The 26,982-nt window shown below is 71.0% G+C and carries 26 protein-coding genes; 9 read left to right on the forward strand and 17 right to left on the reverse strand.

Features of this window, described 5'->3' with window-relative positions:
* Positions 1-358 precede the first annotated feature (358 nt).
* Positions 359-976 (forward strand): hypothetical protein, encoded by a 618-nt coding sequence (locus tag ACFVYE_RS30915; protein WP_383978861.1) that lies wholly within the window; start codon positions 359-361, stop codon positions 974-976.
* 34 nt (positions 977-1,010) lie between these two features.
* Here ACFVYE_RS30915 and ACFVYE_RS30920 read toward each other — a convergent pair whose 3' ends face one another.
* On the reverse strand, positions 1,011-1,418 hold the full coding sequence (locus ACFVYE_RS30920) for a hypothetical protein (protein WP_383978864.1): 408 nt from the start codon (positions 1,416-1,418) through the stop codon (positions 1,011-1,013).
* Positions 1,419-1,558: 140 nt separating this feature from the next.
* On the reverse strand, positions 1,559-2,686 hold the full coding sequence (dnaN, locus tag ACFVYE_RS30925; protein WP_383978867.1) for a DNA polymerase III subunit beta: 1,128 nt from the start codon (positions 2,684-2,686) through the stop codon (positions 1,559-1,561).
* Between the two features lie 363 nt (positions 2,687-3,049).
* Here dnaN and ACFVYE_RS30930 point away from each other — a divergent pair, with 363 nt between their 5' ends.
* Entirely contained in the window at positions 3,050-4,528 is a 1,479-nt protein-coding gene (locus ACFVYE_RS30930) for a helix-turn-helix domain-containing protein (protein ID WP_383978872.1), read from the forward strand.
* 115 nt (positions 4,529-4,643) lie between these two features.
* Here the strand turns inward: ACFVYE_RS30930 and ACFVYE_RS30935 are convergent, their stop codons facing one another.
* On the reverse strand, positions 4,644-5,531 hold the full coding sequence (locus ACFVYE_RS30935) for a glycoside hydrolase family 19 protein (protein ID WP_383978870.1): 888 nt from the start codon (positions 5,529-5,531) through the stop codon (positions 4,644-4,646).
* Between the two features lie 328 nt (positions 5,532-5,859).
* On the reverse strand, positions 5,860-6,453 hold the full coding sequence (locus ACFVYE_RS30940; protein WP_383979258.1) for a TetR/AcrR family transcriptional regulator: 594 nt from the start codon (positions 6,451-6,453) through the stop codon (positions 5,860-5,862).
* A gap of 113 nt (positions 6,454-6,566) precedes the next feature.
* Here ACFVYE_RS30940 and ACFVYE_RS30945 point away from each other — a divergent pair, with 113 nt between their 5' ends.
* Positions 6,567-7,388, forward strand: a complete 822-nt coding sequence (locus ACFVYE_RS30945; RefSeq protein ID WP_389607775.1) for an SDR family oxidoreductase — start codon at positions 6,567-6,569, stop codon at positions 7,386-7,388.
* 72 nt (positions 7,389-7,460) lie between these two features.
* Here the strand turns inward: ACFVYE_RS30945 and ACFVYE_RS30950 are convergent, their stop codons facing one another.
* Complete coding sequence (locus tag ACFVYE_RS30950) at positions 7,461-8,318, reverse strand: glycoside hydrolase family 19 protein (protein WP_383979252.1); 858 nt, start codon at positions 8,316-8,318, stop codon at positions 7,461-7,463.
* 276 nt (positions 8,319-8,594) lie between these two features.
* Between ACFVYE_RS30950 and ACFVYE_RS30955 the strand changes: the two genes are divergently transcribed.
* Positions 8,595-10,124 (forward strand): substrate-binding domain-containing protein, encoded by a 1,530-nt coding sequence (locus ACFVYE_RS30955; RefSeq protein WP_389607776.1) that lies wholly within the window; start codon positions 8,595-8,597, stop codon positions 10,122-10,124.
* A 70-nt stretch (positions 10,125-10,194) separates the two neighbouring features.
* Here the strand turns inward: ACFVYE_RS30955 and ACFVYE_RS30960 are convergent, their stop codons facing one another.
* Positions 10,195-11,478: an adenylosuccinate synthase gene (locus tag ACFVYE_RS30960; RefSeq protein ID WP_383072412.1), complete on the reverse strand. Its 1,284-nt coding sequence runs from the start codon at positions 11,476-11,478 to the stop codon at positions 10,195-10,197.
* A 186-nt stretch (positions 11,479-11,664) separates the two neighbouring features.
* Here ACFVYE_RS30960 and ACFVYE_RS30965 point away from each other — a divergent pair, with 186 nt between their 5' ends.
* Together ACFVYE_RS30965 and ACFVYE_RS30970 are read left to right on the forward strand one after the other, a co-directional pair.
* A complete protein-coding gene (locus tag ACFVYE_RS30965; protein WP_383979678.1) occupies positions 11,665-12,522 on the forward strand; it encodes a diacylglycerol kinase family protein in 858 nt (285 codons plus the stop codon).
* Between the two features lie 49 nt (positions 12,523-12,571).
* On the forward strand, positions 12,572-12,772 hold the full coding sequence (locus ACFVYE_RS30970; protein WP_389607777.1) for a hypothetical protein: 201 nt from the start codon (positions 12,572-12,574) through the stop codon (positions 12,770-12,772).
* A 19-nt stretch (positions 12,773-12,791) separates the two neighbouring features.
* Here the strand turns inward: ACFVYE_RS30970 and ACFVYE_RS30975 are convergent, their stop codons facing one another.
* The gene (locus tag ACFVYE_RS30975) at positions 12,792-13,322 is read right to left on the reverse strand and encodes a GbsR/MarR family transcriptional regulator (protein ID WP_383973651.1); all 531 of its coding nucleotides are present in this window, start codon (positions 13,320-13,322) and stop codon (positions 12,792-12,794) included.
* 101 nt (positions 13,323-13,423) lie between these two features.
* Between ACFVYE_RS30975 and ACFVYE_RS30980 the strand changes: the two genes are divergently transcribed.
* From ACFVYE_RS30980 to ACFVYE_RS30990, 3 genes are all read left to right on the forward strand, one after another.
* Positions 13,424-14,365 (forward strand): ATP-binding cassette domain-containing protein, encoded by a 942-nt coding sequence (locus ACFVYE_RS30980; protein WP_383973653.1) that lies wholly within the window; start codon positions 13,424-13,426, stop codon positions 14,363-14,365.
* Positions 14,362-15,996, forward strand: coding sequence for an ABC transporter permease (locus ACFVYE_RS30985; RefSeq protein WP_383973655.1), 1,635 nt, complete (start codon positions 14,362-14,364; stop codon positions 15,994-15,996). Before ACFVYE_RS30980 ends, ACFVYE_RS30985 begins: the two co-directional genes overlap by 4 nt.
* 102 nt (positions 15,997-16,098) lie before the next feature.
* Positions 16,099-16,386: a hypothetical protein gene (locus ACFVYE_RS30990; RefSeq protein WP_383973657.1), complete on the forward strand. Its 288-nt coding sequence runs from the start codon at positions 16,099-16,101 to the stop codon at positions 16,384-16,386.
* 66 nt (positions 16,387-16,452) lie between these two features.
* Here ACFVYE_RS30990 and ACFVYE_RS30995 read toward each other — a convergent pair whose 3' ends face one another.
* The 10 genes from ACFVYE_RS30995 to ACFVYE_RS31040 form a co-directional block, all read right to left on the reverse strand.
* Complete coding sequence (locus tag ACFVYE_RS30995; RefSeq protein ID WP_389607778.1) at positions 16,453-17,682, reverse strand: cytochrome P450; 1,230 nt, start codon at positions 17,680-17,682, stop codon at positions 16,453-16,455.
* Between the two features lie 105 nt (positions 17,683-17,787).
* A complete protein-coding gene (locus ACFVYE_RS31000) occupies positions 17,788-18,465 on the reverse strand; it encodes a response regulator (RefSeq protein WP_383973661.1) in 678 nt (225 codons plus the stop codon).
* On the reverse strand, positions 18,462-19,823 hold the full coding sequence (locus ACFVYE_RS31005; protein ID WP_383973663.1) for a sensor histidine kinase: 1,362 nt from the start codon (positions 19,821-19,823) through the stop codon (positions 18,462-18,464). Before ACFVYE_RS31005 ends, ACFVYE_RS31000 begins: the two co-directional genes overlap by 4 nt.
* Positions 19,824-19,928: 105 nt before the next feature.
* Complete coding sequence (locus ACFVYE_RS31010; RefSeq protein ID WP_383973665.1) at positions 19,929-20,804, reverse strand: alpha/beta hydrolase; 876 nt, start codon at positions 20,802-20,804, stop codon at positions 19,929-19,931.
* A 140-nt stretch (positions 20,805-20,944) separates the two neighbouring features.
* Positions 20,945-22,135, reverse strand: coding sequence for a kynureninase (kynU, locus tag ACFVYE_RS31015; RefSeq protein ID WP_389607779.1), 1,191 nt, complete (start codon positions 22,133-22,135; stop codon positions 20,945-20,947).
* A complete protein-coding gene (locus ACFVYE_RS31020; protein WP_383973669.1) occupies positions 22,128-22,976 on the reverse strand; it encodes a tryptophan 2,3-dioxygenase family protein in 849 nt (282 codons plus the stop codon). The genes kynU and ACFVYE_RS31020 overlap by 8 nt, the downstream gene beginning before the upstream one ends.
* A 190-nt stretch (positions 22,977-23,166) precedes the next feature.
* Complete coding sequence (locus ACFVYE_RS31025; RefSeq protein WP_093899369.1) at positions 23,167-23,580, reverse strand: DUF3151 domain-containing protein; 414 nt, start codon at positions 23,578-23,580, stop codon at positions 23,167-23,169.
* Between the two features lie 57 nt (positions 23,581-23,637).
* Positions 23,638-25,197, reverse strand: coding sequence for an MFS transporter (locus tag ACFVYE_RS31030; protein ID WP_383973671.1), 1,560 nt, complete (start codon positions 25,195-25,197; stop codon positions 23,638-23,640).
* Positions 25,190-25,567 carry a DUF6891 domain-containing protein gene (locus ACFVYE_RS31035; protein WP_389607780.1) on the reverse strand — a complete coding sequence of 126 codons (378 nt, stop codon included), beginning with the start codon at positions 25,565-25,567 and terminating at the stop codon, positions 25,190-25,192. Before ACFVYE_RS31035 ends, ACFVYE_RS31030 begins: the two co-directional genes overlap by 8 nt.
* A 79-nt stretch (positions 25,568-25,646) precedes the next feature.
* Positions 25,647-26,822: a MalY/PatB family protein gene (locus tag ACFVYE_RS31040; RefSeq protein ID WP_389607781.1), complete on the reverse strand. Its 1,176-nt coding sequence runs from the start codon at positions 26,820-26,822 to the stop codon at positions 25,647-25,649.
* Positions 26,823-26,982: the final 160 nt, after the last annotated feature.

A 26,982-nucleotide genomic window follows, 5' to 3' on the forward strand; every position in this document is an offset into this window, starting at 1 on the left:
AAACACCATCCGTGTCTTTAATAATATCAAATTAACATATTAACGGGGATCGATTTCATCCCAGGGGTGCTTCAGGGGGGGGGGGGGGCGCCCCCCCCCCCCCCCCGCGCCCATGCCCGCCCTCCCGCAACAGCACCCCTTCCGCGCAACGTGACACCTCCCCCTCCACCTGTCACGTTGTGCAACGCCCCCTGCCGCCGCAGCCGGCCAACCCCCGCGCGACTGACCCGGCGCCGGCTACCCCCGTCCGTACAACATGACACTCACCCCCACACCTGTCACGTTGTGCAACGACCCCTATGGGTGGGAGCGGGGCGAAGGCGCCCGTACGGACCGGTTCCTGCGCCAGGCTCGCCCCATGCGTCCACGTTCCTCGTACAAGGCACCGCCGTCACAGAGCCTGATCTACTCCGCCGTGCTGCAGAGCATGGCCGAACACGGGCCCCGCAGAATGAACATGGCCCTCGCGGCACGAATCGCCGACACCGATCGACAGTTGCTCTACCGCAACTGGCCCGATCGCAACGTGCTCGTCCGTGAGTCCGCCGAGAGCGAGCTGCAACGCGTCCTGTTCGTCGCGAGCGAACTGCCCTCCGAGCAGGAGGGCCTGTGCCGGGTCGCCGAGCAGATCGTCCGTGCCGCCCGGATGGTGCGCGAGCACCCCGTGACCCGGGCGACCGTGCGGACCGACCCGGACCTGCTGCGGTGCGCCCTGCTCGATATGGACACACGGTTGCACGGGCGGGCCAGGTACTGGCTGGGCGGCCTGTTTCCGGGGCCGTTGGCGAGGACAATTCCGCACATGTACCGGCTGCCGGACGTCCTGCTCACCGTCGCGGCCCCCTTCGCGCTCACACCGCCGGAGGAACCCCACACGGACTCCGAACGCTCGCAACTCGACGCCCGGCTCCGCACCGCACTGCACATGTGCCTCGGCACCGCTCCGGACTGCCCCTGCACCGCCGCCCCGTCATGAACCGGCACGCCACGAGTCCTGCTGCCCACACCGCTCAGCCCAGCAACTCACGCATCCGGCCCGCCTGTCGCTCAGCCGTACCCGGCGGGCTCCTGCGGTGCTCGGAGTCCTCGAAGTCGACCACCCGGATCCGGGAGGCGTCCGCGTCCCGGATGTAGTTGGCGAGGTTCCCGTCACCGAGGCCGAAGACCGGTGTGCCGGGGACGTCCGGCGCGGCGGCCGGGCCCGACCGGTCCAGCCAGGCGGTGCCCTCGCACAGCGCCGCCCGGACCGCCGCTCCGGCAGCCGGTCGTGGTTCCTGGCCGTGCCAGATGTGCAGCCGCGCGATCAGCCCGGCCCGGTGGTCCGGACGCACCGGCACCCCGGCGAGACCGTCGTACGGGACCGCCCCGTACAGCGCGTCGAGCGTCTCGGCCATCGCCGCCATCCGCCCCGCGCCCACCGGAACTCCCCGCAACGGAACCCCGGCACGCGTGACATCACCCCCGCTGGCGGAACGGACGCGCGATCGACGGCGATCGGTACGGGGACGAGGCCCGGTGCATGGGCGGCCGGCAGGGTGAGCGCCCGCCACTCCCGGCCCTAGACCAGCGGCTTGGCCGACATCAGCAGATGCTGGTGAGCGGGATGCGATGCGTCCTCCGCCCCGTCCTCCGCCGACGCCCGCCCGGTGACCATCGCGCGCTGGCCGGGGCCCATCAGGTCGAACCGGACCACGGGCGCGTCGAACGAGGCCAGGGCATCCATCAGGTACGAGGGGTTGAAGGCGACCGTCAGCTCATCGGTGCCGTCGAGAACGGCAGACAGACGTTGGGAGGCGACATCGTCCTCGTAACCCGCCTGCAGCAGCACCGAGTCACCGGAGAAGGTCAGTTGGAGCGGGCTGCCGCCCTCCGCGACCACGGCGACGCGCTTGACCGCCTCGACCAGGGGTGCCCGGTCCGTCTCCGCGGAGACGGGATCCACCATGGCGAACAGCTTGTCGTGGCGCGGCAGTCGGCCGTCGAGCAGACGCACCGTGGTGCGCATCCCGGCCAGTTCGAAACCGGCCGAACCACCGTCCAGTGCGAGTTGGACCATTCCGGCCCGGCCGAAGGAGCGGGCGATCTCGGTCAGCCTGCGGGCTGAGACCACGACATCGGCCGAAATGCCGTCCTTCCCGGGCTTCCAGAGGAGCGTGCGTACCGCGAACCGGTAGCGGTCCGTGGCCGCTAGCGTCATCGTGTCGCCGTCGAGCGCCAGCCGGATACCGGTCAGGATCGGCAGCGTGTCGTCCCGGCCCGCCGCAACCGTCACATGGGCGACGGCCGCGGCGAACTCCTCCGCGTCCACCGCACCGAGCACCTCCGGCAGCGACGGCAGCGCCGGATAGTCGTCGAACGGCAGCACCGACAGTCCGAACCGGGCACTGTCACTCGTCAGCGAGAACCGTGAACCCTCGACCGCGCACTGCACCGCCCCCTCGGGCAGCACCCGGCAGACATCGAGCAGCCGACGGCCCATGACCAGTACCTTCCCGGCCCGAACGGTCTCCGCCTCCACCTCGATGCACGCGGACGCCTCGTAGTCGAGGCCCGAGATGCGCAGCCGGCCGTCGGAAGCCTCCAACAGCAGCCCGCCCAGCACCGGAACGGGCGAGCGCGTGGGCAGCACCCGGGCCGCCCAGGCCACGGCGTCGGTCAGTGCGCTGCGCTCAATACGGAACTCCATGGCGGCGGCCTCTCCCGGTCGTCTCTGATCGTGGTCGTGATCGTGAGCCGACACTAGGGGCCACCACTGACAACGGGAGCAGAAGAAGACGGTCGCGGCCGACGACAGCGGCCACCCCCGTGAGCCGCGGCCGTCGCCCCCGTGACCCTCCCCCGAAGGGCCCCGCAACCGTGTTCGGACTCTAGGACTTCGGGTACGCGAGAGAAAGATTCAGTTCGCACTGTGTGGGCCGCCAGGGGTATCAGTCCGCACAGCCGGACCGGTACGCTGCACTCCGGTTTTTTTGGCAGGAGCGCAGGGACGCAGGACCACAGAAGCGGAGGACGCGTGCACGCGCGGGAACGGGCCGACGACGTACTGCGGATGTACCGGCTGGCCCGATCCGGCGGATCGCAGGAGCTCCTGCGCTGGGTGTCCGGCCGGGCGGAGGGCTGGGCCGGGCTGCTCGACGGTGACGGCACCGTTCTGCACGGCGTGACCCGGACCCCGGACCGTACGGGCGTCGAGGCCGCCGCGCTGGCCACCGAGGGCGTGAGGGAACTGGCCTCACTCGGCGCGAGCTCCTTCTCGTTCGACCGGGGGCCGCACACCGCGTTGCTGTTCCCGCTGGACGGCCCACCGAACGTCTCTCCCCCGGTCCTGGCCGTCGTCGCCCCGCGCCCGCTGCCGGACGGACTCGTCACGCTTCTCTCCGACGTGGCGATGCCTCTCGTCATGTGCTGGGCCGCAGAGACCGTGGAACGCAAGCGCCGCCGCGTGGACCTCGCGGAGTCACGCAGCCGGGAAGCGGTGCTGCATCTGCTCATGACCCGCCAGCTGTCCATCGCGCATCAGGTGGCGGGTGCTCTGAAGCCCACGCTGCCCGACCCCGTCCGGGTGTGCGTCGTGGAGTGCCCGGGCGGACGCCGGGACGAGGTGGCACGGATCTGCGCGGAACTCTCCGGCGGCCGGTCCTGGATCGTGCGGTGTCCGGTGTACGCGCGCCATCTGATCCTCGTCGTGCCGGCGGATCCGGGCGCGGCCGATGAGCAGCTCGGCCTCCGGGTCGCCGATGTGGTGGACGAGTGCGTCGTGGGAGCGAGCGAGGACGTACCGCTGTCCGACACGGCGACCGGGTACCGTCAGGCGTTCCATGCCCTGGCCGTGGCCCGCGGCCTGATCGCCCGTCATGCCCGTTTCGGCTCGGCGCCGGAGGCCGCCCTGGTCGTCGGTGCGACCGGCGCGCAGTGGGCGGATGCGCTGCTGAACCCGTTGCTCACGCATCTGCCGCGGCGCAGCCAGGACCCGGGCAGCCAGGAGCTCGCGGCGACCCTGACCTCCTGGCTCGCGTTCTCCTCGCACGCGACCCAGCATCTGAAGATCCACCGGAACACGCTGGCCGCACGGCTCCGGCTGATCGGCGAGCTGCTCGGTCTCGACCTGAACCGGGTCGCCGACCAGGCCGCCCTCGACCTGGCCCTGCGCATACGCGCCACGCCCACCGTGCCCCGGGCGGTCGGCCCGGCCGGGGCAACGCCTGCGCCGGCCCACCGGCTGGACGACATCCTGCGCGGCCCGGCGGTCCAGGAATGGGCGGCCCAGCAGCTGCGCCCGCTCACCGCGTCCCGCTCTTCCCGGACCGCCGCCGACCCGCGGGCAACTCTCCGCACCTGGCTGGAGTGCGAGGCCCGACTCGGCCCGACGGCGGCTGCATTGGGCATTTCGGTGCCGGGGGCCCGTAAACGCCTCGCGCGGCTTGAGTCGATTCTTCAGCGCTCGCTGCTGCAGACGCCGAGTGCTCGTTACGACCTGTGGCTGGCCTTCCGGGCCCTTGACGTCGCGGGAGCGGACTCCGCCCGATGAACCGAAACGGGGGGCGCGTCCGGCCGGGGCCGGCACGCCCCCCGTCGGGTGGGGGGTCCGCAGTTGCGGATCCGCATACCGCGGATCCGCGGACTGCTTATCTACGGGCTGCGGGTCAGCAGCTCAGGTTGGAGCCGGGGGTGGTGCCGAGGATCGATACGAACGCCTGGTAGCGGTCGATGCGGCTCTGGACCTGGGCGGGGTTGCCGCCGTTGCACTCCAGGGAACCGTTGATGGAGCGGATGGTCTCGCCGAATCCGGCACCGTTCACCATGGCGTTGTGAGCGGTCATGGTGCCGGGGCCGTTCTGGGTGTTCCAGTACCAGAGGCCGGTCTTCCAGGCGACCGAGGCGTTCTGCTCGACCAGATACGGGTTGCCCAGCAGATCGATGCCGAGAGCGTCACCGGCGGCCTTGTAGTTGAAGTTCCAACTGAGCTGGATCGGACCGCGGCCGTAGTACGCGGACTGGCCGGCCGGGCAGCCATAGGGCTGGCTGCTGTCGCAGTAGTGCGGGTAGTTGGCCGTGTTCTGCTCGACCACGTACACCAGCCCGCCCGTCTCATGGCTCACGTTGGCGAGGAACGCCGCCGCCTCCTGGCGCTTGACGGTGTCGCTGCCGGTGTTCGCGAAGCCCGGGTAGGCGCTCAGGGCCGCGGTCAGTCCGCTGTATGTGTAGAACGGATTCCGGTTCGGGAACATCTGGTTGAACTGCGCCTCGCTGACGACGAAGCCGGACGGGGTGCCCGGGTCCGTACCGCCGCCACCGCCGCAACTGCCCTGGTCCGCCCAGACGTCGGAGCTGCCGGGGGCCTCGTTCTGGGTCCACCACTTGGCGGTCCAGTTGTGCCCGTTGTAGGAGGCCGATCCGCCGCCGGTGTAGACGGACGAGGAATTCCAGGGTGCCGCGCAGTCGGCTGCCGCAGCGGTGGTGGCAGGGAGAACGACGACCATCGCGACGACCGCGCCCAGCGCAGCCAGCAGGCCCATGATGCGTCTGATCATGTGATCACTCCTTCGGTGCGGCGCACCGAGCTGGACGGTGCGCCGCCATGGGGGGGCGACGGCCACTCAAGCGCCGTTGGTCTGAACCTGTCAAGGTCTAGACCAACGTTGGAAAACCTTCCCGAAGGAGTGCTCACAGGCGGGCTCGCAGCACATTCGCGCCGTGGAACCCGCTCTCAACAGGAGGAATTCCGGAAGGAGTTCATCCGGATCATGTGCCGCAACACGGACGGGCCCGAAGGTAAAACCTTCGGGCCCGTCCAGCATGCGGAACGTCGGACCGGTCTGCCGGTCAGCGGCCGGCTGCACTTGAGCCCGGCCACCCGCGTCAGGTCAGGGTGTCGAGCCAGCGGACGAGGCGGGCACCCTCACGGGTCATGACCTCCGGATCGCGCAGAGCGCTGGAGAGCAGCGACATGCCCTGGTAGGCGCCGACGAACGTCAGCGAGAGACCCTCGGGGTCGGCCACCCCCATCTCACGGAACTGCTGCTCCACCCAGTCCAGCAGCCGGCGGATGACCTGACCCACCGACAGGTCGAGACCGCCCTCGGCACGTTTGTCGAGCTCGACGGCGAGGGTGCCGGTGGGGCAGCCGTAGCGGGCCGCGGTGTCGCGCTGCCCGACCCACGCATCCACGAGGCCCTTCAGGCGTTCGCGCGGATCGGCGAGCTGATCGAGGCGGCCGGTGAGGGCTTCCAGGTGCCTGGTGTGTTCGGAGAGGGCGGCTTCGACCAGCTCACCCTTGGTCTTGAAGTAGTAGTACACGTTGCCCGCCGGGACGTCGGCGGCCTGGGCGATGTCGGCGATGGTCGTGCGTTCCACGCCCTGCTCGTGCAGGACCCGGGCGGCGGCCGCCATCAGCCGCTGCCGCTTGTCGGCGGCCTTCGTCCGAGGGTGCCGGGAATCCATTGAGTCAGTCACCCGACTAACTATAGACAGCGACCGGTCCGACTGTGCTAGCGTCCCGTCAACGAAGTAAGTGAGTCGACTAACTAATTCGGCTCATCGACTCATTCTCGACGAGGGAGAACGGCATGATCGTGGTGACAGGTGCGACCGGGAACGTCGGACGGGCGCTGGTGCAGATGCTTACCGATGCCCGGGTGCCGGTGACGGCCGTGGCCCGGCACATCACCGACGCCGATGTGCCGCCGGGGGTTCGGGCGACGGCTGCCGACCTGGCCGAGCCGGCCGGTCTGCAGGGCGCGTTCGACGGGGCAAAGGCGCTGTTCCTGCTGGTGGCGGGCGAGGATCCGCACGGCATTCTCGAGGTGGCGAGAACCGCCGGGGTGCGCAAGGTGGTGCTGCTGTCCTCGCAGGGTGCGGGAACCCGTCCGGAGGCGTACCGCCATCCCCTTCTGTTCGAGGCGGCCGTGCGGGAATCCGGGCTCGACTGGACGGTCCTGCGGTCGGGCGGGATGGACACCAATGCCCTCGCGTGGGCCGAGTCGGTCCGTACCCTGCGGGAGGCCGCAGCACCGTTCGGTGACGTCGGTCTGCCCTTCGTCGACCCGGCCGACGTGGCCGCGGTCGCCGCCGCCGTCCTGCGCGAGGACGCTCACGCGGGGGCCACGTACACCCTGACCGGTCCCGCACCGACCACCCCGCGCGAGCGGGCGACGGCGATCGCGGCCGCGCTGGGCGAACCGGTGCGGTTCACCGAGCAGACCCGCGAGGAGGCCCACACGCTGATGGCGCGGTTCATGCCGCTTCCCGTCGTCGAGGGCACGCTGGCCATCCTGGGCGAACCCACCGAGGAGGAGCAGCGGGTGAGCCCCGATGCCGAGCGCATCCTGGGCCGGGCGGCGGGCACGTTTGCCGCCTGGGCCGAACGCAGTGCCGCGGCCTTCCGCTGAGCGCTCCGGCCGGCGTCTGCACCACCGGGCAGGACAGGCCCAAGTCATCCACGGCGCCGCGGCATTCGGTCGTCAGCAGGACAGCCGGGAGCCCGGCGCCGTGCCGAGGATGCCGGTGATCCGCTCGTACGTGGCGACCCGGGCCGCGACCGAGGCGGGGTTGCCGCCGTCGCACTCCAGGGCGCCGTTGAGCGAGCGGATCGTCTCACCGAAGCCCGCGCCGCCGACCATGGCGTCGTGCGAGGTCATCGTGGAGGGGCCGTTCTGGGTGTTCCAGTACCAGAGCGCCGTCTGCCAGGCGATGGAAGGGTCCTGCTCGACCAGCCAGGGGTTGCCCAGGAGATCGAGGCCGAGCGCGTCGCCCGCGGCCTTGTAGTTGAAGTTCCAGCTGAACATGATCGGGCCGCGGCCGTAGTAGGCCGTCCGTCCCGCCGGGCAGCCGTAGGGCCGGCTGTAGTCGCACTTGCGCCAGTAGTTGGCCTCGTTGATCTCCTTCACGTACTGCAGCCCGACCGACTCGAAGTCGGCGTGGGTCAGGAACGCCGCGGCCTCCTGGGCCCGCGTGGCCGGCGTTCCGGTGTTCGCGAAGCGCGGGTATGTGTGGAGGGCGTCGATCAGGCCCTGGTACGTGTAGAAGGAGTTCCGGTCAGGGAAGATCTCGTCGAACTGCGCCTCACTGATGACGAAGTCCGAGACCCCGCCCGCACAGGCGCCCCGGTCGGTCCAGACGGTGGTGGCGCCCGGATTCTCGTTCTGCGTCCACCACTTGGCCGCCCAGTTGCGTCCGTGGTGCGAGACGGTGCCGCCCGCCGCGTACGCGGTCGAGGAAGTCCATAAGGGCGCGCACTGTGCGGACGCAGCGGCAGTTGTGGTGGCGGAAGCGGACGCGGCGGGGAGGAGCACGGCCGTCGCTACGACGGCACTCAGCACGGTCAGAAAGCTCTTGATGCGGTTCAGCGCAGCTCACTCCTTCGACGGGGCACGCCGAACACGTCAGCGGGCCGTCCGGACATCCCGCCACTCAAGCCCCACTGGTCTGGACCTGTCAAGGTCTGGACCAGTGGGCGAACGGCGGGCGAACGGCGGCCGACGGGACCTGGCTTGCGACCCCAACTCCCTTACGTCGCGCATACGGTGACCCGAACTGCACACCGGACCCGCACCAGCGCACGTACACGCGTTCAACGAGGGGAGTGCGAGGAAACCGTGGAGTGGTTCAGCGCCGAGAACATCGTGGCCGTGGCGACCGCCGTACTGGGCGTCCTGGCCTCCGTCGGAGTGCTCTGGTACGAGCGCCGCGTGCCCCGCCGCAAGCGCATCGGCTACCGGGTCCAGATGGACACCCCGATCGGCAACGACGTCAGTCAGGGCCGGGCCAATGTACGGCTCGGCCTCTTCAGCGAGACGCCGGACATGGCCGATGCCACGCTCGTCCTGCTGCGGATCGAGAACGACGGCTCACAGTCCATCGCCGACAACGACTACACAGGCCGCGAACTGCACGGGCTGACCGTTGAGTTCACCGGTCGCACGGTCCGCGGTATCGCGGTCACCCAGTCGCCCGGCGCCGACCATCTGATGGAGCATTTCACCCCGGCCGGCGGGATGCGCCACAGCGGCCCGCTCATCCGGCTGCCACGCGTACCGCTCAACAGGGGCGAGCACTTCAAGCTGCTGGTGCTGCTCACCGGGGCGACCGTGGACAGCCCGATCAGAATCACGGGCGGCATCCGGGACGGCGAGGTGACACCGAACCGCGCTGCCCGCCCCGACGACAAGCCGCCGCTCTTCGGCCGGGCCGCCCGGCTGATCACCGTGGCCCTGACCGTCTGCGTCATCACGCTGGCCTCGATCATCCTGATACGGGACGACACCCCGCCCCCGATCGGCTGTGCCCGGGGCAGTCTGACGGTGACCGGTTCCACCGCCTTCGGGCCGGTCGTACGGGAGCTGGCGAAGAAGTACGAGAAGGAGTGCGAGGGCTCCACCGTCACCATCGACGCGCACGGCAGCAACGCCGGGATACGGGAGCTCGCCGACCGGGGAGCCAAGGCCGGGAAGTCCGGCTCACCCGCACTGATCGCCCTCTCCGACGGCCCCAAGCCGGACGGCTTCCCGCAGCTGCGCGAGAACCGGGTCGCCGTCTCGCTCTTCCATCTCGTCGTCAACGACCGGGTACCGCTGAAGAACCTGACCCTCGCCGACATCCGGAAGATCTACCGGGGCGACATTCGCAATTGGAAGGCGCTCGGCGGGCCCGACCTGCCCGTCCTCCTGGTCAGCCGGGACGCCAACTCCGGCACCCGCGAGGTCTTCCAGCGCCGCGTACTCGGCCGCAACGAACCCGCCCAGTCCTCCCGCGACTGCGCCACCAAGGACGACACGCAGGCCCGGGTCCTCCGCTGCGAACTCGACTCCACCGAACAGGTCCTGGCCACCGTAGGCCGGCTCGACGGCGCGATCGGCTACAGCGAACTGCGCGCCGGGACCGAGCTGTCGGGAGCGCACCAGCTCGCCATCGACTCCACCGTCCCGTCCGTCGACACGATCGGCTCCAGCACGTACCCGTACCGGGAGATCGAGTACGCCTACACCTACGGCCAGCCGCCCGCCGACTCCTTGGCCTCCAGCTTTCTGGGCTATCTGAGCCGGGGCAACGGCCAGGACGTGATTCGTACGCACGGGCATCTGCCGTGCGCGACACCGAAGGGACTGCGGATCTGCGGCGAGGACTGACGGGACGCCAGGAGGGCCGGGACTCACCGTCCCGGCCCTCCTGGCGCGTTCGCCGCTCCTGCAGAAACTCCTACAGGAAGGAGTTGATCTCGATGGTCTCGGTGCGGCCGGGGCCGACACCGATCGCGGAGATCGGGGCGCCGGACATCTCCTCCAGCGCCTTCACGTACGCCTGCGCGTTCTTCGGCAGATCAGCGAAGGTCTTGGCCTTCGTGATGTCCTCGGACCAGCCAGGCAGCATCTCGTAGACCGGCTTCGCGTGGTGGAAGTCGGTCTGGCTGTACGGGAGCTCCTCGACGCGCTTGCCGTCGATCTCGTACGCGACGCACACCGGGATCTGCTCCCAGCCGGTCAGCACGTCCAGCTTGGTGAGGAAGAAGTCGGTGAGACCGTTGACCCGGGTCGCGTAACGCGCGATCACCGCGTCGAACCAGCCGCAGCGACGGTCACGGCCGGTGGTGACACCGCGCTCGCCACCGATCCGGCGCAGCGCCTCGCCGTCCTCGTCGAGCAGCTCCGTCGGGAACGGGCCGGCGCCGACTCGGGTGGTGTACGCCTTGAGGATGCCGATGACCCGGCTGATCTTCGTCGGGCCCACGCCGGAACCGGTGCAGGCGCCGCCCGCGGTCGGGTTCGACGAGGTGACGAAGGGGTACGTGCCGTGGTCGACGTCGAGCAGCGTGCCCTGACCGCCCTCGAAGAGGACGACCTTGCCCGCGTCGATGGCGTTGTTCAGGACCAGCGTCGTGTCGGCGACGTACGGCTTGATCTGCTCCGCGTACTGGAGCATCTCCTCGACGATCTTGCCGGACTCGATGGCGCGGCGGTTGAAGACCTTGGCGAGGAGCTGGTTCTTCTGCTCCAGGGCCGCCTCGACCTTCTGCTCCAGGATCGACTCGTCGTAGAGGTCCTGGACGCGGATGCCCACACGGTTGATCTTGTCGGCGTACGTCGGGCCGATGCCCCGGCCGGTCGTACCGATCTTGCGCTTGCCGAGGAACCGTTCCGTCACCTTGTCGACCGTGACGTTGTACGGGGTGATCAAATGGGCATTACCGCTGATCAGCAGCTTGGACGTGTCCACGCCGCGATCGTTGAGCCCACTCAGCTCGGAGAGCAGGACGGCCGGGTCGACGACGACACCGTTTCCGATGACCGGGGTACACCCCGGCGAAAGGATTCCGGAGGGGAGGAGATGAAGTGCGTACTTCTGGTCACCGACGACCACCGTGTGGCCGGCATTGTTGCCGCCTTGGTAGCGCACCACATAGTCCACGGATCCACCGAGGAGGTCGGTGGCCTTTCCCTTGCCCTCGTCACCCCACTGAGCACCGAGCAGCACAAGTGCGGGCACAGGCGTACACCCCTTCCGGGCGGGGCATGTCCAAGGTCAGGGGGCGTACGTAAACGTCGTACATGCCGTACGACGATGTACGACAAGGCCTGAACCGTCGAACCGGGTGCCCCGGAATAGACGAAGCCCCTGGCGCAATAGCGCAAGGGGCTCTTGCACCAAGATGCTACCCGAGGAAGGACCGAGGTGTCGGCTGCCCAGCCCCCCGGCGACGGTGCGCACCAGTTGCTGGTGGTCATCGACCCGGTAGCCCGCCGGACCGACGGCGAGTCCGTCCGTATCGCGAAGGACGTACTCAGCGCCGGCTCGCACGCCAAGATCTGTCTGCCCGACGGGCCCGAGGAATTCGCGCGGGCCCTGTCCCGGCGGGGCGGTCGGCGGCCGGTGGTGGTCGGCGACGACCGGGCGCTGCGGCGGGCGGTGGCCCTGCTGCACCGGGAGCGGGAGCCGGCCCGGACCGCGCTCTCGCTGATCCCGGTCGGCGCCGCGGCCGCGCTGGAACTCGCCCATTCGCTCGGCGTGCCCCTGGACGCGGTGGCGGCGGCGCGCACCGCGCTGGACGGTGCCGTGCGCAGACTCGACCTGCTGGTCGACGACAGCGACGGCGTCGTCCTGGGCTCGCTGCGCATCCCGGCCCTGAGCGCTCTGCCGGGCGCGGTGGCCGCCCACACGGGGGTCACGGCGGTCTGGGACACCTGCCGCACCCTGGTCCGCACCCTGGTGCGCCCCACCCCGCCGATGCCCCCTGCCCCGCCGCGCACGCACCGGCTGCGGGTCGAGGCGGACGGCGTCCTGCTGAACGATCTGGACCGCCCGGTCGAGTCGGTGACGGTGACCTCGCAGGGCGGCGACGGGGGCCTCGCCGAGGTGGTGATCCGCACCCCGGCGTCCGAGCCGGTCACGGCGGAGGCGAAGGCCGTCACGGTCTCGGGCGCGGACTTCCGCTACCGCGCGGACATACAGGTCGGCGGCCCGGTCCGGACCAGGACCTGGACGGTACGGGCGGGGGCCTGGGGGCTGATGCTGCCGGTGGGCGAGGGGTAGCCTCCGAGCGGGCAGCCTCCGGCGCGGGGCGAAAGGATGGGGGCGGGGCATGTCGGACGATGCGGACAGACCGGGAGCGGGCGCCGACGCGGGAGCGGTGGCGCCCGCGTCCAGGGCCGTGGGGGCGACGCCGGTCGCGCTCGATCTGCCGGAGACGGTGGAGGCGCCGGCGGACCGGTACCAGAACGTCGGTCCGTCCGACCCCGGCGCCCTGAAATCCCTGGCGGACATGGTCCCCGGCCCGGCGTGACGGGCACCGGCCCACGCCGTCAGACGTGTCCGCGCTCGTCGGCCGTCGGGAGGTCCAGCGTTTTGCGGTGCTCGCGCCAGCGGTCCATCACTGCGCCCAGCTCCGACTGCAGGAATTCGAAGAACGCCGCTGTTTCGATGAGGCGGGCACCGGCCGGGGTGTGTTCGCCCAGGGTGCGGGCGCCGTCCTTGAGGGTGTTCTCCCAGCGGGTGAGTACCCGGTCGCGGTTGGCGAAGGTGGTGTACCAGACCTCGTTGTGCAGGCGGTAGCGATCCCGGCGCGAGCCGGGATCGCGCTCGCGGCCGACCATGCTGACCTGCGTGAGGTAATTGATCGCACCGGATACGGCCGCCGGGCTGATCTGCAGCGCCATGGCGAGCTCGGCGGAGGTCATCGACGCGTCGTCGTCCGCGAGAAGCGCGGCGAAGACACGGGACGCCATTCGCTGCATCCCCGCCTCGGTCATGTCGGACGCGAACCGCTCCACGAACCGCGACACGGCCTCCGCATCCCGCTCGTCGCCCATGGTCTGTTCGGTTTCGCTGGTCATGACCCGATCGTCTCCCCTGATTCCCCGGCCCCCGCCGTGCCCCCAACTTTATACGCTTCCTTAACTTCACAAATTTGTGAAAGTAGCGTACCTTCAAAAACATGACGAAGGCAATCACGGTGGCCGGGCTGCACAAGTCGTTCGGTCGGACACACGCACTGGACGGCCTCGACCTCACGGTCGAGACCGGTGAGGTCCACGGCTTCCTGGGGCCCAACGGATCCGGGAAGTCCACCACCATCCGGGTGCTGCTGGGCCTGCTGCGGGCCGACTCCGGCGCCGCCCGGCTGCTCGGCCGCGACCCGTGGAACGACGCGGTCGAGCTCCACCGGCGGGTGGCGTATGTCCCGGGTGACGTCACGCTGTGGCGCAACCTCTCCGGCGGCGAGGTGATCGATCTGTACGGGCGGCTGCGCGGTGGCCTCGACCGGACCCGGCGCGCCGACCTCGTCGAACGGTTCGAGCTCGACCCGACGAAGAAGGGCCGTACGTACTCCAAGGGAAACCGGCAGAAGGTCGCCCTCGTCGCCGCGTTCGCCTCCGATGTGGACCTGCTGATCCTTGACGAGCCGACGAGCGGTCTCGATCCGCTGATGGAGGAGGTCTTCCAGGACTGCGTCGCCGAGGAGCGTGCGCGCGGGCGGACGATCCTGCTGTCCAGCCACATCCTCAGCGAGGTCGAATCGCTCTGCGACCGGGTCAGCATCATCCGCCAGGGGCAGACGGTGGAGACGGGTTCGCTGGCGGACATGCGCCATCTGACGCGTACGAACATCAGCGCCGAGCTGGCCGGTGCTCCCAACGGGCTCGCGCATCTGCCCGGCGTCCATGACCTCGACGTCCAGGGCCTGCGGGTCACGCTCCAGGTCGACACGGACAAGCTGGACGCGGTCCTCAAGTCGCTCTCCGCATCGGGGGTACGGACGCTGACCAGCACCCCGCCCACGCTGGAGGAGCTCTTCCTGCGTCACTACGCGACCGACGCAACGGGCACGTCCGGCAGGACGGACAGCGGCGAGGGTGCGGGGGTGGCGGCGCGATGACTGCCGTGACCATGACCGCACCGGCCGGCGCGGGACGCCGGACCGGGTCCGCTGCCGGGCAGCTCGCCGGCACCCGGCCCCTGCTGAGGCTCGCGCTGCGACGCGACCGGATCATGATGCCGATCTGGGTGATCGTGCTCGGCGCTTCCTTCTCCTCCGTCGGGAAGTCCTTCGCCTCGCTGTACGACACGGCCGCCCGGCGCGCCGAGCTCGCCGCGTCGATGAACGCCAACAGCTCGCTCCGGGCGCTGTACGGACCGGTCTTCAACGACTCCGTCGGCGGGCTCGTCAGCTGGCGGATGGTCGGCTTCGGCGGAGCGCTGGCGGCCGTGATGAGCCTGATCGTCGTCATCCGGCACACCCGGGAGGAAGAGGAGACCGGCCGTCAGGAGATGCTCTCCTCCGCCATGGTGGGCCGCCGCGCCCCGCTGACCGCCGCACTTCTCGCCGCGCTGATCGCCAACGCCGCGCTGGCGCTGATGATCGCGGCCGGTATGGCCGGGTCCGGCGGGGGCGGCGCCGGAGCGGTGGCGCTCGCGCTGGCGATCGCCGGGATCGGCATGCTGTTCGCCTGCACCGCCGCGATCGCCGCACAGTTCACCGAGAGCGCCCGGCTCGCGAAGGGACTCACGGCGGCGGTGATCGGTGCCGCGTTCGTACTGAAGGCGGCGGGCGACTCGGCGACGGACGACGGCTCGTCCGTACTGACCTGGCTCTCCCCCATCGGCTGGGCGGAGAACGTGCGCGCGTACGCGGACGAGCGCTGGTGGGTGCTGCTCGTCATCGCGGCGGCCGTCGCGGTCCAGGCCGCCCTCGCGTACACCCTGGCGGGTCGGCGCGATGTCGGCATGAGCTTCCTGGCGACCCGGCCCGGGCCCGCGCAGGGGCGGATCTCCACGGCGTTCGGTCTTGCGCTGCGGCTCCAGCGCGGTTCGCTGATCGGGTGGACGCTGTCCTTCGCCGTGGTCGGTGTCGTCTTCGGCGGGCTGACCGGCGGGGCGGCGGATCTCGTCGGCGACAACGCGAAGACACAGGAGATCTTCGAGCGGATGGGCGGACAGTCCGGGCTGACCGACGCGTTCCTCGCGGCGATGGTCTCCATGCTCGGGATGGTCGCGGCGCTGTACATCGTCGCGACCGTGCTGCGGCTGCACGGCGAGGAGACCGCCGGGCGCGCCGAACCGGTGCTGGCAGGCGGGGTGAGCCGGATCGGTTGGGCGGCCGGTCATCTGGCCATCGCCTTCGGCGGCGCCGCCCTGATCATGGCGGTCGGCGGCCTCGGCCTGGCCGTCGGCTACGGCCACGAACTCCCGGCCGTGCTGGGTGCATCGCTGGTGCAGCTGCCGGCGATCTGGCTGCTGGGCTCAGTGACGGTCCTGCTGTACGGGGCGCTCCCGAAGGCAGCGGTGGCGTCCTGGGGCGTGGCCGGGATCTGCCTGGCACTGGGGTGGATCGGGCCCGCCATCGATCTGCCGCAGCCGGTGATGGACGTATCACCGTTCACGCATCTGCCGAAGCTGCCGGGCGGTACGGGGATGGAATGGGGCCCGGTGCTGGCGCTCACCGCGACCGCGGTGGTGCTGGTGGGGGCCGGGGTGGCGGCGTTGCGGCGACGCGATGTCCTGACGTGACGCGAGGGCGGGGCCGCCCAGGGTGCAACCTCCCCGTGGTGCACCCGCGTCATCCTGATCACGGAGAACCGACGCGAAGCCATCCGCGAGGTCGCAGGATGCATGGTCGCCGCCGCCGGCGGGGCCGCCGGGATGCTCTCCTGGGCCCCCTACGGCCGGCGCGGGATCTTCGGCGGCTTCGAGGGCGAGTCGGAGTGGAACGTGCTCCTGCTAGGGCTGCCGGTCATGACTCTCGGCGGCATCGCGGCCGGGATCGCGCTCTTCGCCCTCGTACAGGGAAAGTGGCGGCGGGCGCTTTGGGCGGCGGCGCTCCTGACGGCCCTTGCCGGCTTCGGGGTGGCGTTCGACGTACTGGAGGGACCGCCACTGAACTGCGGGCCGGGGTGCTGACTCCCCGGCCCGCGCCGTGCCCGGTGCGTCGTCCCGCACCGTGCCCGGCCCCCTTTGCTCACCCCGTCACAGCTCGACGCGCAGTTCCTTCAGGCCCCTGATCACATAGCCCGGGTTCCACTCCGGCTCGGCCGCCAGTCGCAGGTTCGGGGCGCGGCGCAGCAACTCACCGAAGGAAGCAGCCAGTTCGACCCGGGCCAGCGGGGCGCCCAGGCAGAAGTGGATGCCGGCGCCGAAGGTGATGTGGGGGTTCTCCCGGCGGGCCAGGTCCAGGGTGTCCGGGGCCGGGAAGCGGGCCGGGTCGCGGTTGGCGGAGCCGAAGAGCAGGGCCACCTCGGAGCCGCGCGGAATGACTGTGCCGTCGATCTCGATGTCGTCGAGGACCCAGCGCTCGAACATCTGCAGCGGAGTGTCGTACCGCATCAGTTCCTCGATCGCCGTCGGCAGCAGCCCGTGGTCGGCGCGCAGAGCAGCCAGTTGCTCGGGGTGGCGCAGCAGCGTCCACCAGCCGTTCACCGTGGTGTTGACGGTCGCCTCGTGGCCCGCGTTGAGCAGCAGCACACAGGTGGAGATCATCTCCTGCTCACTCAGCCGCTCCCCCTCGTCGTGGGCGGCGATGAGCGCGGAGATCAGATCCGTACCGGGGTTCTTGCGCCGCTCCTTGATCAGTTCGCGCAGATACGCGGAGAAGTCGAGCGAGGCGCGGACGGCGGCACGGGCGGTGTCGTCGGACGGATTCAGTTCAAACATTCCGCAGATCGCCGCCGACCAGGGCCGCAGCGGGGCACGGTCGGACTCCGGGATGCCGAGCATCTCGGCGATGACGGCCACGGGCAGCGGTTCGGCGACGGCCGTCAGCAGATCGCCGCCGCCCGCCTCGACGAACGAGTCGACCAGCCCGGCGGCCAGCCGCCGCACGGTCGGGACGAGCTGCTCGACCGTGCGCGGAGTGAACGCCTTGGAGACCAGGCGCCGGATCCGGGTGTGGTCGGGGGCCTCCAGGTCGAGGAGCCCCTGGCCGTTGAGGGTGTGGAAGGGCTCGTGCTCTGCGGGTGGCGGCGTACGGCCGAACTCCTCGTGGGTGAAGCGGTGCAGATACGTACGGCCCAGGCGGCGGTCGCGCAGCAGCGCGGACACATCGGAGTGGTGCGGGACGAGCCACTGGTCGGTCGGCTCGAAGTAGTGCACCCGGCCGGCTGCACGCAGCGCGGCGTAGGCCGGGTACGGGTCGGCGACGAACGCCGCGGACCAGGGGTCGAAGGGGGCGTCGGCCGCGGAACGTGAGGACGGGTGCATACACGGACGCTAACCGGACCCGCCGGCCGCCGACCACCCACCCCTGGGTCCCGCCGGCCGCCCCGGACCCCGTCGCCGACCAGCGTCCCCGAACTCCCGGACCCCTCAGGACGGCGTGACCAGCCGGGCCTCGTACGCGAAGACCGCCGCCTGTGTGCGGTCGCGCAGCCCCAGCTTCACCAGGATGCGGCTCACATGCGTCTTGATGGTGGACTCGGCAACCACCAGATGCGAGGCGATCTCGGCATTGGACCGGCCCTGCGCAATGAGGACGAGCACCTCCGTCTCGCGCTCCGTGAGGTCGCCGATCCGGGCGAAGGCGGGCAGGCGCGGGGTCTCGGCGAGCTTCGAGAACTCATTGATCAGCCGCTTGGTGACGGTCGGGGCGAGCAGCGCCTCACCGGCGGCCACCACCCTTACCCCGTCGGCGAGTTGGCGGGCGGAGGCGTCCTTGAGGAGGAAGCCGGACGCCCCGGCGCGCAGCGCCTGGTACACGTACTCGTCGAGGTCGAAGGTGGTCAGTACCAGCACCTTGGCGTCCGCGTCGGCGGCGATGATCTCGCGGGTGGCCTCGATTCCGTTGAGTTCCGGCATCCGGATGTCCATCAGCACCACGTCGGGGCGCAGCGCCGCGACCTGTGCGATGGCCTGCCGGCCGTCGACGGCCTCGCCGACGACCTCGATCCCCGGCATGGCGTTGAGCAGCACCGAGAAGCCCTCGCGAACCATCATCTGGTCATCGACGATCAGCACCCGGATGGCCGGGTCGGTGTGGATGGTCATGCCTTCTCCCCCTGCTCCGCCCGCGTCTTGTGCGACTCGTGCGTCCCGTTCGGCTCGTCCGTGTCGCAGATGGGTTGGACGGGGATGAAGGCGGCGATCTCGTAACCGCCCTCCTGCGTCGCCTCGGCCGTCATGTCGCCGTTCAGCATCGCGACCCGCTCCCGCATCCCCGTGATCCCGTGACCGGCCCCCGGCGAGGGCTTCACCGGACCGGTCGGCGGCCCGTTGACGACGCGCAGACCGAGTCCGCCCAGCACATAGCCGATCTCCACCTTGGCGGTGGCGCCCGGTGCGTGCCGCAGCGTGTTGCTGAGGGCCTCCTGAATGATCCGGTACGCCGACAGCTCGACGCCCTGCGGCAGTTCACGTACCGCGCCGGTGACCGCCTTCTCCGTCTCCAGTCCGGCCTCGCGCACATTGGCGAGGAGCCCGTCGAGCTGGGCGAGGGTGGGCTGCGGAGCATCCGGCGCCTGGTAGTCCTCGGCCCGTACGACGCCGAGGACCCGGCGCAGTTCGGTGAGGGCGGCGACCGCGTTCTCCCGGATCGTGACGAAGGCCTGCTCCAGCTCGGGAGGCGGATTCTCCACCCGGTACGGGGCGGCCTCGGCCTGGATCGCGACGACCGACATGTGGTGGGCGACCACGTCGTGCAGCTCACGGGCGATGGTGGTGCGCTCCTCGAGCAGTGTGCGCCGGTCGCGTTCGACGGCGGTCACCGTGCGCTGCACGGTGACCTCGCGCTCCGCGTCGCGACGGATCTGCACCACGGCCACCACCAGCAGCGCGAACGCGGAGGCCATGGCAAAGGTGGAGGTGGTCGAGGCGGAGTGCCAGCCGCCGAAGTTCTCCAGCACGGTGCAGAGCACCACGGTGAAGCCCCACATCCAGGCGGCGGTACGGGGCCGGGTCCGGGCCGCGACCACGACCAGCACCGTCAGGTGCGAGAGGAAGGTGCTCGGCGCCCAGGGCCAGTAACCACCCCCGGCGACCGCCGCGAACGGGGTGAGCGCCAACGAGATCCAGAACGCGCCGACCGGCCTGACCAGTGTCATCAGTACGGTGACCGCCGGAAGCAGCACGAGCAGGGCGGCATCGAACATGAAACGCAGCGCAAAGGAGCCCGACGAGACGAGGCCCATGAAGGCCGCGAACAGCGCGACTGCCCCGACCAGCGCGTGGGGTGTCCAGGCAGCACGCTCACGCATCCGCTCCGGCAGCTGTCGCAGCAGTGGCCCGTCGGTCCGCATCCGCTCCAGCGGACGGTACTCGAAGGCGTTGCGGAAAAGGTCCTGCCGCAGGCCGCCCAACGCCCCCGCGGCCAGTCGGAACTCAGGGCTTCTGCTCTTGGTCTCGGTCACGTTTCCAAAGGTAGGGGCCGGATCGGCCCGGGTCGTCAGCAGTGATACGGATCCTGCGCCGTCCGTCGCAAGTACTACGGGGCCGCACGGCGCAGGACCCCCCGCTCACCAGGCGAGCTGGGCGAGCTCCTCCGCCACCACCGCACAGGCGTCGCTGGCCGGGTCGATCAGCGGGTAGTGACCGACGTCGGGCAGCAGGGTCAGGCCCACCGTCTCCCCCGCCTTCGCCGCTGCGTCGACGAACGCCTCCGAGACGGCCTGTGGCACATCGACGTCGGTGGTGCCCTGCACCACCGTGGTCGCGATCCCGGTGGGCAGCAGCACGGCCGGGTCGGCGTGCGGGGCCCGCGCCACGAAGTCCTCGTCGCGGCCGAGGAATTGGCCGACCGCCCCCGAGCACACGTTCAGCTCGACGGCCGTGGTGAAGTCGGCGATCGGCGCGAGGGCGACGACGCCCCGCAGCGGCGGCGGCGCGGGCAGCCGCCACGGCGAACCCTCGGGCAGTACGTGCCGGGCGGCGGCCCACAGGGCGAGCTGCCCGCCGGCGGAGTGCCCGGTGACGACGATCCGCCGGGCATCGGCCTGCGGAAGTTCCCGGGCCAGCAGGGCCGGCAGCGCGTCCATCGCCGCGGCGACGTCGTCGAAGGTCTCCGGCCAACGGCCCGCGACCGGACCGGAACCCCGCTGCTGCGGGATCTCGCTGCCGCGCCGGTACTCGACACTGGCGACCGCGAAACCGCGCCGGGCCAGGAAGTCCGCGAGCGGCGACACATGCTGCCGGTCGTACGGCGCCCGCCACGCCCCGCCGTGCAGGACGACCACGACCGGCGCACCGGTCCGGCCGTCGCGCGGGGCGTAGAAGTCGATCACCTGGTCTGGGTGGTTGCCATAGGCGGCCGATGCATCGGGGGCGACCGGTGGATGCGAGAGTGCCGACTCGGTCTCGGCTGCGTCACGATCACGCGCGGCAGAATCCGACATGCTGCTCCAACCGTCCTGTATCTGAGCCCAACAGCTCAACAACCCAACAGCCCAACTGGCCTGACCTGCGGGGACGGTACCAGTACGGAAGGTTCCCGTCCCCGCCGACGGATCATGCAGGGGCCCCTGGGTGCAGGCTGCTAGGGCTTCAGCACCTCACCCAGTGCTCGCGCCGCCCGTTCCACGTCCGCGAACCCCACGTACAGCGGCGTGAACCCGAACCGCAGCACGTCCGGCCGCCGCAGATCCCCGACGACGCCCCGCGCGATGAGCGCGCTCATCACCGGTTCCGCGTCCTCGCACCGCAGCGCGACCTGGCTGCCGCGCTCCGCGTGCGCGGCCGGGGTGACGGAGGTGACCCGGCCCTCGGGCACATACGCGGCGACGCACTCCAGGAAGAAATCCGTCAGCGCCAGGGACTTGGCCCGTACCGCCTCGATGGACACCCCGTTCCACACGTCCAGCGACGCTTCGAGCGCCAGCATGGAGAGGATGTCGGGGGTGCCGACCCGGCCCCGTACGGCACCGTCCGCCGGGGCGTACCCGGGTGTCATGCCGAACGGGTCGGCGTGCGACGTCCACCCCGGCAGGGGCGAGTCGAAGGCTGCCTGGTGGCGCTCGGCGACATACAGGTAGGCGGGCGAACCGGGGCCGCCGTTCAGGTACTTGTACGTGCAGCCGACCGCGAGGTCCACGCCGTGCGCGTCGAGGCCGACAGGCAGGGCGCCCGCGCTGTGGCACAGGTCCCAGACGGCGAGGCCGCCCGCAGCGTGCACGGCGGCGGTGAGTCCGGGCAGGTCGTGGAGCCTGCCGGTGCGGTAGTCGACATGGTTGAGCAGGACGGCCGCGGTACGGGGGCCGAGGGCCTCCGGCACCTCGGCGGGGGCGACCGGGACGAGCCGGTGGCCGGTCATCCGGGCCGCGGATGCGGCGATGTATCCGTCCGTGGGAAATGTCGTCGCGTCGACGAGGATCTCGTCGCGGCCCTCCGGCGCCAGCCGGCTCGCGGCGACGACCGCCTTGAAGACGTTCACACTGGTCGAGTCGCCGACGACGATCTGCCCGGCGGCGGCCCCGACGAGCGGGGCGATGCGGTCGCCGATCCGCTCGGGCGCGGTCCACCAGCCGCTCTCGTCCCAGGAGCGGATGCACAGCTCGCCCCACTCGCGGGTGAGGACCTCCTGCACCCGGGCGGGTACGTGAGCGGGCAGCGCACCGAGCGAGTTGCCGTCGAGGTAGACGGTGTCGTCGAGGGTGAACAGCTTGCGCAGATCGGCGAGCCGGTCGGCGGCGTCGAGTGCCGCGGCCCGCGCGGCGAAGGTCTCAGACATGGCTGCGCGCCGTCCACAGCTCGGGGAAGACGCTCTTCGTGGCCCGCTTCTCCAGCCATGCGACCCCGGCGGAGCCGCCGGTCCCGGTCTTCGAGCCCATCGCGCGCCGGGTGGCGACGAGATGGTCGTTGCGCCAGCGCCACACCAGTTCACCGACGTCGGTGAGCGCCTCGCCGAGCCGGACCAGCTCGTCGTGCTGGTCGGGGTTGGCGTAGATCTCCGCCCAGACGGCCTCGACCTCGGGGGACGGCTCGTACTTCTGCGTCAGGTCCCGGCCGAGCACGGCCTGCGGTACGGCGTGGCCGCGCCGGGCGAGCAGGGCGAGCGTCTCGTCGTACAGACTCGGTTCGCCGAGCGCCTTCTCCAGCTCGGCGTGGACGCGGGGCGCGCCCCGGTGCGGCACGAGCATGGACGCGGACTTGTCGCCGAGCAGGAACTCCATCCGCCGGTACATCGCCGACTGGAAGCCGGATCCCTCACCGAGGGCGGCGCGGTAGGAGTTGAACTGGGCGGGGGTGAGCTGGGCGAGCGGCGTCCAGGAGGCGTTGAGCGCCTCCAGTTCCCGCACCGACCGCTTGAGCGCGTCGCGTGCGACGGACAGCCGGTCCTCGCGCAGGGCGTGCGCGGCGGTCTCCCACTCGTGGACGATGACGGTGAACCACAGTTCCATGACCTGGGTGGTGACCAGGAAGACCATTTCGCCCGGATCGTCGGAGCGAAGGTGCTGGAGATGGGTCAGGACATCCGCCTGGACATAGTCCTCGTACGGAGTCGTTCCCGCGAAGTCGAGGTGCGGGGTCTGCGCACCGGTGGCTTCGGGGTCGGGGTGGATCGTCGACATTGCTGTCTCCTCGACACAAGCTTCCGGGTAGCGGTCCGCCCCTTCCGTGAGGTGGTGGAGCTCCGGTCCCCTGCCCGCATCCTAAACGGAGCCCGCAGGAGCGCGCAGACCCCGCAGATGCCGGAACATCTGCGGGGTCCGGAACGTCACAAGGTGTACGTGTACGTCTGGCCGAGGGCCTCGGTCGCCTCTAGCCGAGGGTCTCGGCGGCGGTCGGCGAGGAGTCGCGCAGGAACGTCGAGCAGCGCTCGTACTCCTCCTGCTCGCCGATCGCCTGAGCGGCCCGCGCCAGGGCGTGCAGGGCGCGCAGGAAGCCGCGGTTCGGCTCGTGCTCGAACGGTACGGGGCCGTGGCCCTTCCAGCCGGCCCTGCGCAGCGCGTCGAGGCCGCGGTGGTAGCCGGTGCGGGCGTAGGCGTACGACTCGATGACGCGGCCGCCCTCGAACGCCTCGTCGGCGAGCTGTGCCCAGGCCAGGGAGGAGGTCGGGTACTTCGCGGCGACGTCGGCGGGGGCCGTGCCGTTCGCGAGCAGCTCGCGCGGCTCCGGGTCGTCGGGCAGGTGGGTCGGGGGAGGCCCCCCGAGCAGGTTCTCGTGGATCGACATGGGTTCAAGTGTGCCTGGCAGATGCGCGCCGGGGGTACCCGGGCGCCATGCGGTGGGTCAGTTCGCGCCGGGAGTATCCGGGCGCCCCGGGGAGGGCCGGTCCGCGCCCGGCTTCCCCGCCTCCTCGTGCGTGGGTTCCAGGGGCGGGGCGACGACGCCGCAGTGCACCGTGCACTCGGGGTGCGCCTTCTTCTCGTCCGCCGTGACGGGGGGCTTACGTACGGTTGCCCAGGCGATCAAAGAGCCCAGCACGAGCAGCCCGGCACACATCGGCATGGCCCGCCGGAACGTCGCGGCGAACTCGTCGGCGTTCCGGTAGGCCTCCGGCCCCATCCCGGCGAGCAGCGGCAGCGCGGCCACCGCGATCAGCCCGGCGGCGCGGGCGGCCGCGTTGTTGATCCCGCTGGCGAGGCCGGCGCGTGCGGTGTCCACGGAGGCCAGGACGGTCGCGGTGAGCGGTGCCACCAGGGTGACGAGTCCGACGCCGAGCACACCGACCGCGGGAAGCACATCGGTGAGGTAGGCGGAGACGGAGTTCGACCCCGGCCCGACCCGCAGCATCAGGAGCATTCCGGTGGCGGCGACCAGTGGGCCGACGGTGAGCGGAATGCGGGGCCCGATGCGCTGCCCGAGTTCGCCCGAGGATGCCGAGAAGAGCAGCATCAGCACGGTCGTGGGCAGCAGCGCCGTGCCGGCGCCGAGAGCCGAGTACCCGGCCACGACCTGGAGCTGGATCGCGGAGAGGAAGAAGTAGCCGCCGAACGCCGCGTACACACAGAGGGTGATGATGTTGACGACGGTGAACTGCCGGGACGCGAACACCGACGGCGGCAGCATCGGGTCCGCCCGCCGCCGCTCCACCTGCACGAACACCGCCCCGAGGACGATCCCGCCGACGGCCGCTCCGATCACCACCGCGGACGCCCCCTGTCCCGGCGCCTCGATCAGCGCATAGGTCACCAGGGCGAGGGCGAGCGCGCCGAGCACGGCGCCCAGCACGTCGAAGCGCCCGTGTGCGTCGGGGTTGCGCGATTCCGGTACGTGGCGCAGCGCCACCGGCAGACAGACCGCGGCGAGCGGCACGTTGAGCAGGAACACCCATCGCCAGCCGGGCCCGTCGACGAGCCAGCCACCGACGAACGGCCCGATGGCGGCGCCGACCCCGCCGAGCCCCGACCACAGTCCGACCGCGCGGGCCCGGTCGTCCGGATGGAAGCTCGCCTGGATCAGTGCCAGCGAACCGGGTGTGAGGAGAGCCCCGCCGATGCCCTGGAGGGCGCGGGCGGCGATCAGGACGGCGGCGTTCGGCGAGATACCGCACATCACGGACGCGGCGGCGAACCAGACGACTCCGACGACGAAGACCCGCCGCCGGCCGTACCGGTCGCCGAGGGCGCCACCGAGGAGGATCAGCCCGGCGAGGGTCAGCATGTAGGCGTTGACGGTCCACTGGAGGGCGGCCAGATCGGTGCCGAGGTCCTTGCCGATACGGGGCAGGGCGACGTTGATGACGGTGGAGTCGAGCAGGGCCATGCTGGAGCCGAGGACGGTGGTGAGGATGACCCAGCGTCCGGTGGGGGAAGCGACGCGGATGGCTCCCGTCTCTGCGTCAGGCATACGAGCAGCATCGCCGCTCCCCGCCGGGAGGGCCATAGGGCGGGGACGGCTCGGCAGGGTTCCGTCGGCCGGTCAGGGCGACGGAGGGGCGGCTGTTTCCCGTGCCGTTCCGGTCCACGTGGAATCCGGTCGCTCGGAACGCCTGGACGACGATCCCGCCGGTGTGTTCCATCGTCCGGGTGCTGCCGTCCGGGGCACCCCGGAACGCCGGGGTGAGATGGCCCGTGTCCCGCGCACGTTCGGCGTCCTGCCGCGTGCAGTAGCAGAACCCGACGAGGCCGGCGCCGCGTGCGTGGGCCGCTTCGGTGCAGTCGTCGAAGCCGTCGGACTGGATGGTGCCCGCGCCGGCGAGCGCGACGAACACGTCCATCGGCTGCTCCAGGCCCTGCCTACGAGAAGACCCACGTCCCGGGCGGGGTGCCCGGGGTGGCCACGGCAGGCACCCGACCCTACGACGCGCCTTGCGCCACGGCCCGTACACCCCGGATCAGTGCCTCCACGCCCGCCGCCGCCTTGGACCGCGGACACCCGACGTTCAGCCGCACGAAGCCCTCCGCCCCGTACACCGCCCCCGGCATCACCGCGACCTTTTCGCGCTCGATCAGCACCCGCTGCAACGCCTCGTCGTCGCCGACGCCCACCGGGCGCAGATCGATCCACGCCAGATAGCCGGCCTGTGGCGGCTGCCATCCCAGTTCCGGGAACGCCTCGTTCAGCCGTTCCGCGACCAGCGCCAGATTCCCGGCGACATACGTGCGGACCTCGTCCAGCCATGCCCCGGCCTCCCGGTACGCGGCGATGTGCGCGGTCAGTGAGAGCACCGCCGGGGAGGCGAGCCCCTCCGCCGTCTCCATCCGGCGCAGGAACTCCGCCCGGTCGGCCGGATCGCCGATCAGCCCGTACGAGCCGGTCAGCGCCGGGAAGTTGAACGCCTTCGACGCGGAGGAGATCACCGCCCAGCGCCCGTCGCCCCCGACCCGCGTCCACGGCACATGCACATGCCCCTCGTGCACGAAGTCCGCGTGGATCTCGTCGCTGATCACCGCGACCCCGTACCGCGCGGCGAGCGCCGACATCTCGCTCAGTTCGGCCTCCGTCCATACCCGGCCCGTCGGGTTGTGCGGCGAGCACACGAGAAGGACCTTGCTGTCGGGGCGGGCGAGCTCGCGTTCCAGCGCGGCCGTGTCTCCCACCGGCACGCCCCGCAGCTCGCGCCCGAGCCCGGTGATCGCCTTGCGGAAACCGTCGTACGTCGGGGCGTGGACGACCACTCCCTCGCCCTCGGCCGTCCACATCTGCAGCAGCTGCGAGAGCTGGCTGAGCACGGACGGCCCGTACACCAGCTGCCCGGTGTCGATCCGTGTCCCGTACCGGGTCGCGTACCAGTGGGCTATCGCCGAGCGGAAGTCGTCCTGCTGCCAGGTCGTGTAGCCGAACACCCCGTGGTCGAGACGGGCCCGCAGCGCGCTCAGCACCTCCGGTGCGGTCTCGAAGTCCATGTCGGAGATCGTGAACGGCAGCAGTCCGTCCACCCCGAACCGGTCCGCGACCCCGTCCCACTGGACGCACCAGGTGCCCCGGCGGTCAACAACGGTGTCGAAGTCATAGCGGGCGCTGGAACTCACAGGGATCCCTCACTTCTTCTCTCGGACATGCCGTGGGGGCGGGCCCCCCCCGGGGGGGGGGGGCCCCGCCCCCCCAGGGAGCCGGGGGGGCATGAGCATGGGTGGGGGGGGGGCGCGGGTTGGGGGGGGCGGCGGGGGCGGGGGGGGGCGTGGCCCCCCG

The organism is Streptomyces sp. NPDC058239 (genome assembly GCF_042882185.1).
Taxonomy (GTDB): Bacteria; Actinomycetota; Actinomycetes; order Streptomycetales; family Streptomycetaceae; genus Streptomyces.

What these genes read in the sequence shown, in the direction of transcription:
- ACFVYE_RS30945 (WP_389607775.1), top strand. Translation starts at nt 6,567, where the DNA reads ATGATCGTGGTGACAGGTGCGACCGGGAACGTCGGACGGGCGCTGGTG.
- ACFVYE_RS30975 (WP_383973651.1), bottom strand. Translation starts at nt 13,322, where the DNA reads ATGACCAGCGAAACCGAACAGACCATGGGCGACGAGCGGGATGCGGAG.
- ACFVYE_RS31010 (WP_383973665.1), bottom strand. Translation starts at nt 20,804, where the DNA reads ATGTCGGATTCTGCCGCGCGTGATCGTGACGCAGCCGAGACCGAGTCG.
- ACFVYE_RS30930 (WP_383978872.1), top strand. Translation starts at nt 3,050, where the DNA reads ATGTACCGGCTGGCCCGATCCGGCGGATCGCAGGAGCTCCTGCGCTGG.
- ACFVYE_RS30985 (WP_383973655.1), top strand. Translation starts at nt 14,362, where the DNA reads ATGACTGCCGTGACCATGACCGCACCGGCCGGCGCGGGACGCCGGACC.
- ACFVYE_RS30995 (WP_389607778.1), bottom strand. Translation starts at nt 17,682, where the DNA reads ATGCACCCGTCCTCACGTTCCGCGGCCGACGCCCCCTTCGACCCCTGG.
- ACFVYE_RS30980 (WP_383973653.1), top strand. Translation starts at nt 13,424, where the DNA reads ATGACGAAGGCAATCACGGTGGCCGGGCTGCACAAGTCGTTCGGTCGG.
- ACFVYE_RS30915 (WP_383978861.1), top strand. Translation starts at nt 359, where the DNA reads ATGCGTCCACGTTCCTCGTACAAGGCACCGCCGTCACAGAGCCTGATC.
- ACFVYE_RS30990 (WP_383973657.1), top strand. Translation starts at nt 16,099, where the DNA reads ATGGTCGCCGCCGCCGGCGGGGCCGCCGGGATGCTCTCCTGGGCCCCC.
- ACFVYE_RS31030 (WP_383973671.1), bottom strand. Translation starts at nt 25,197, where the DNA reads ATGCCTGACGCAGAGACGGGAGCCATCCGCGTCGCTTCCCCCACCGGA.
- ACFVYE_RS31025 (WP_093899369.1), bottom strand. Translation starts at nt 23,580, where the DNA reads ATGTCGATCCACGAGAACCTGCTCGGGGGGCCTCCCCCGACCCACCTG.
- ACFVYE_RS30970 (WP_389607777.1), top strand. Translation starts at nt 12,572, where the DNA reads ATGTCGGACGATGCGGACAGACCGGGAGCGGGCGCCGACGCGGGAGCG.
- dnaN (WP_383978867.1), bottom strand. Translation starts at nt 2,686, where the DNA reads ATGGAGTTCCGTATTGAGCGCAGCGCACTGACCGACGCCGTGGCCTGG.
- kynU (WP_389607779.1), bottom strand. Translation starts at nt 22,135, where the DNA reads ATGTCTGAGACCTTCGCCGCGCGGGCCGCGGCACTCGACGCCGCCGAC.
- ACFVYE_RS31000 (WP_383973661.1), bottom strand. Translation starts at nt 18,465, where the DNA reads ATGACCATCCACACCGACCCGGCCATCCGGGTGCTGATCGTCGATGAC.
- ACFVYE_RS31020 (WP_383973669.1), bottom strand. Translation starts at nt 22,976, where the DNA reads ATGTCGACGATCCACCCCGACCCCGAAGCCACCGGTGCGCAGACCCCG.
- ACFVYE_RS31035 (WP_389607780.1), bottom strand. Translation starts at nt 25,567, where the DNA reads ATGGACGTGTTCGTCGCGCTCGCCGGCGCGGGCACCATCCAGTCCGAC.
- ACFVYE_RS30935 (WP_383978870.1), bottom strand. Translation starts at nt 5,531, where the DNA reads ATGATCAGACGCATCATGGGCCTGCTGGCTGCGCTGGGCGCGGTCGTC.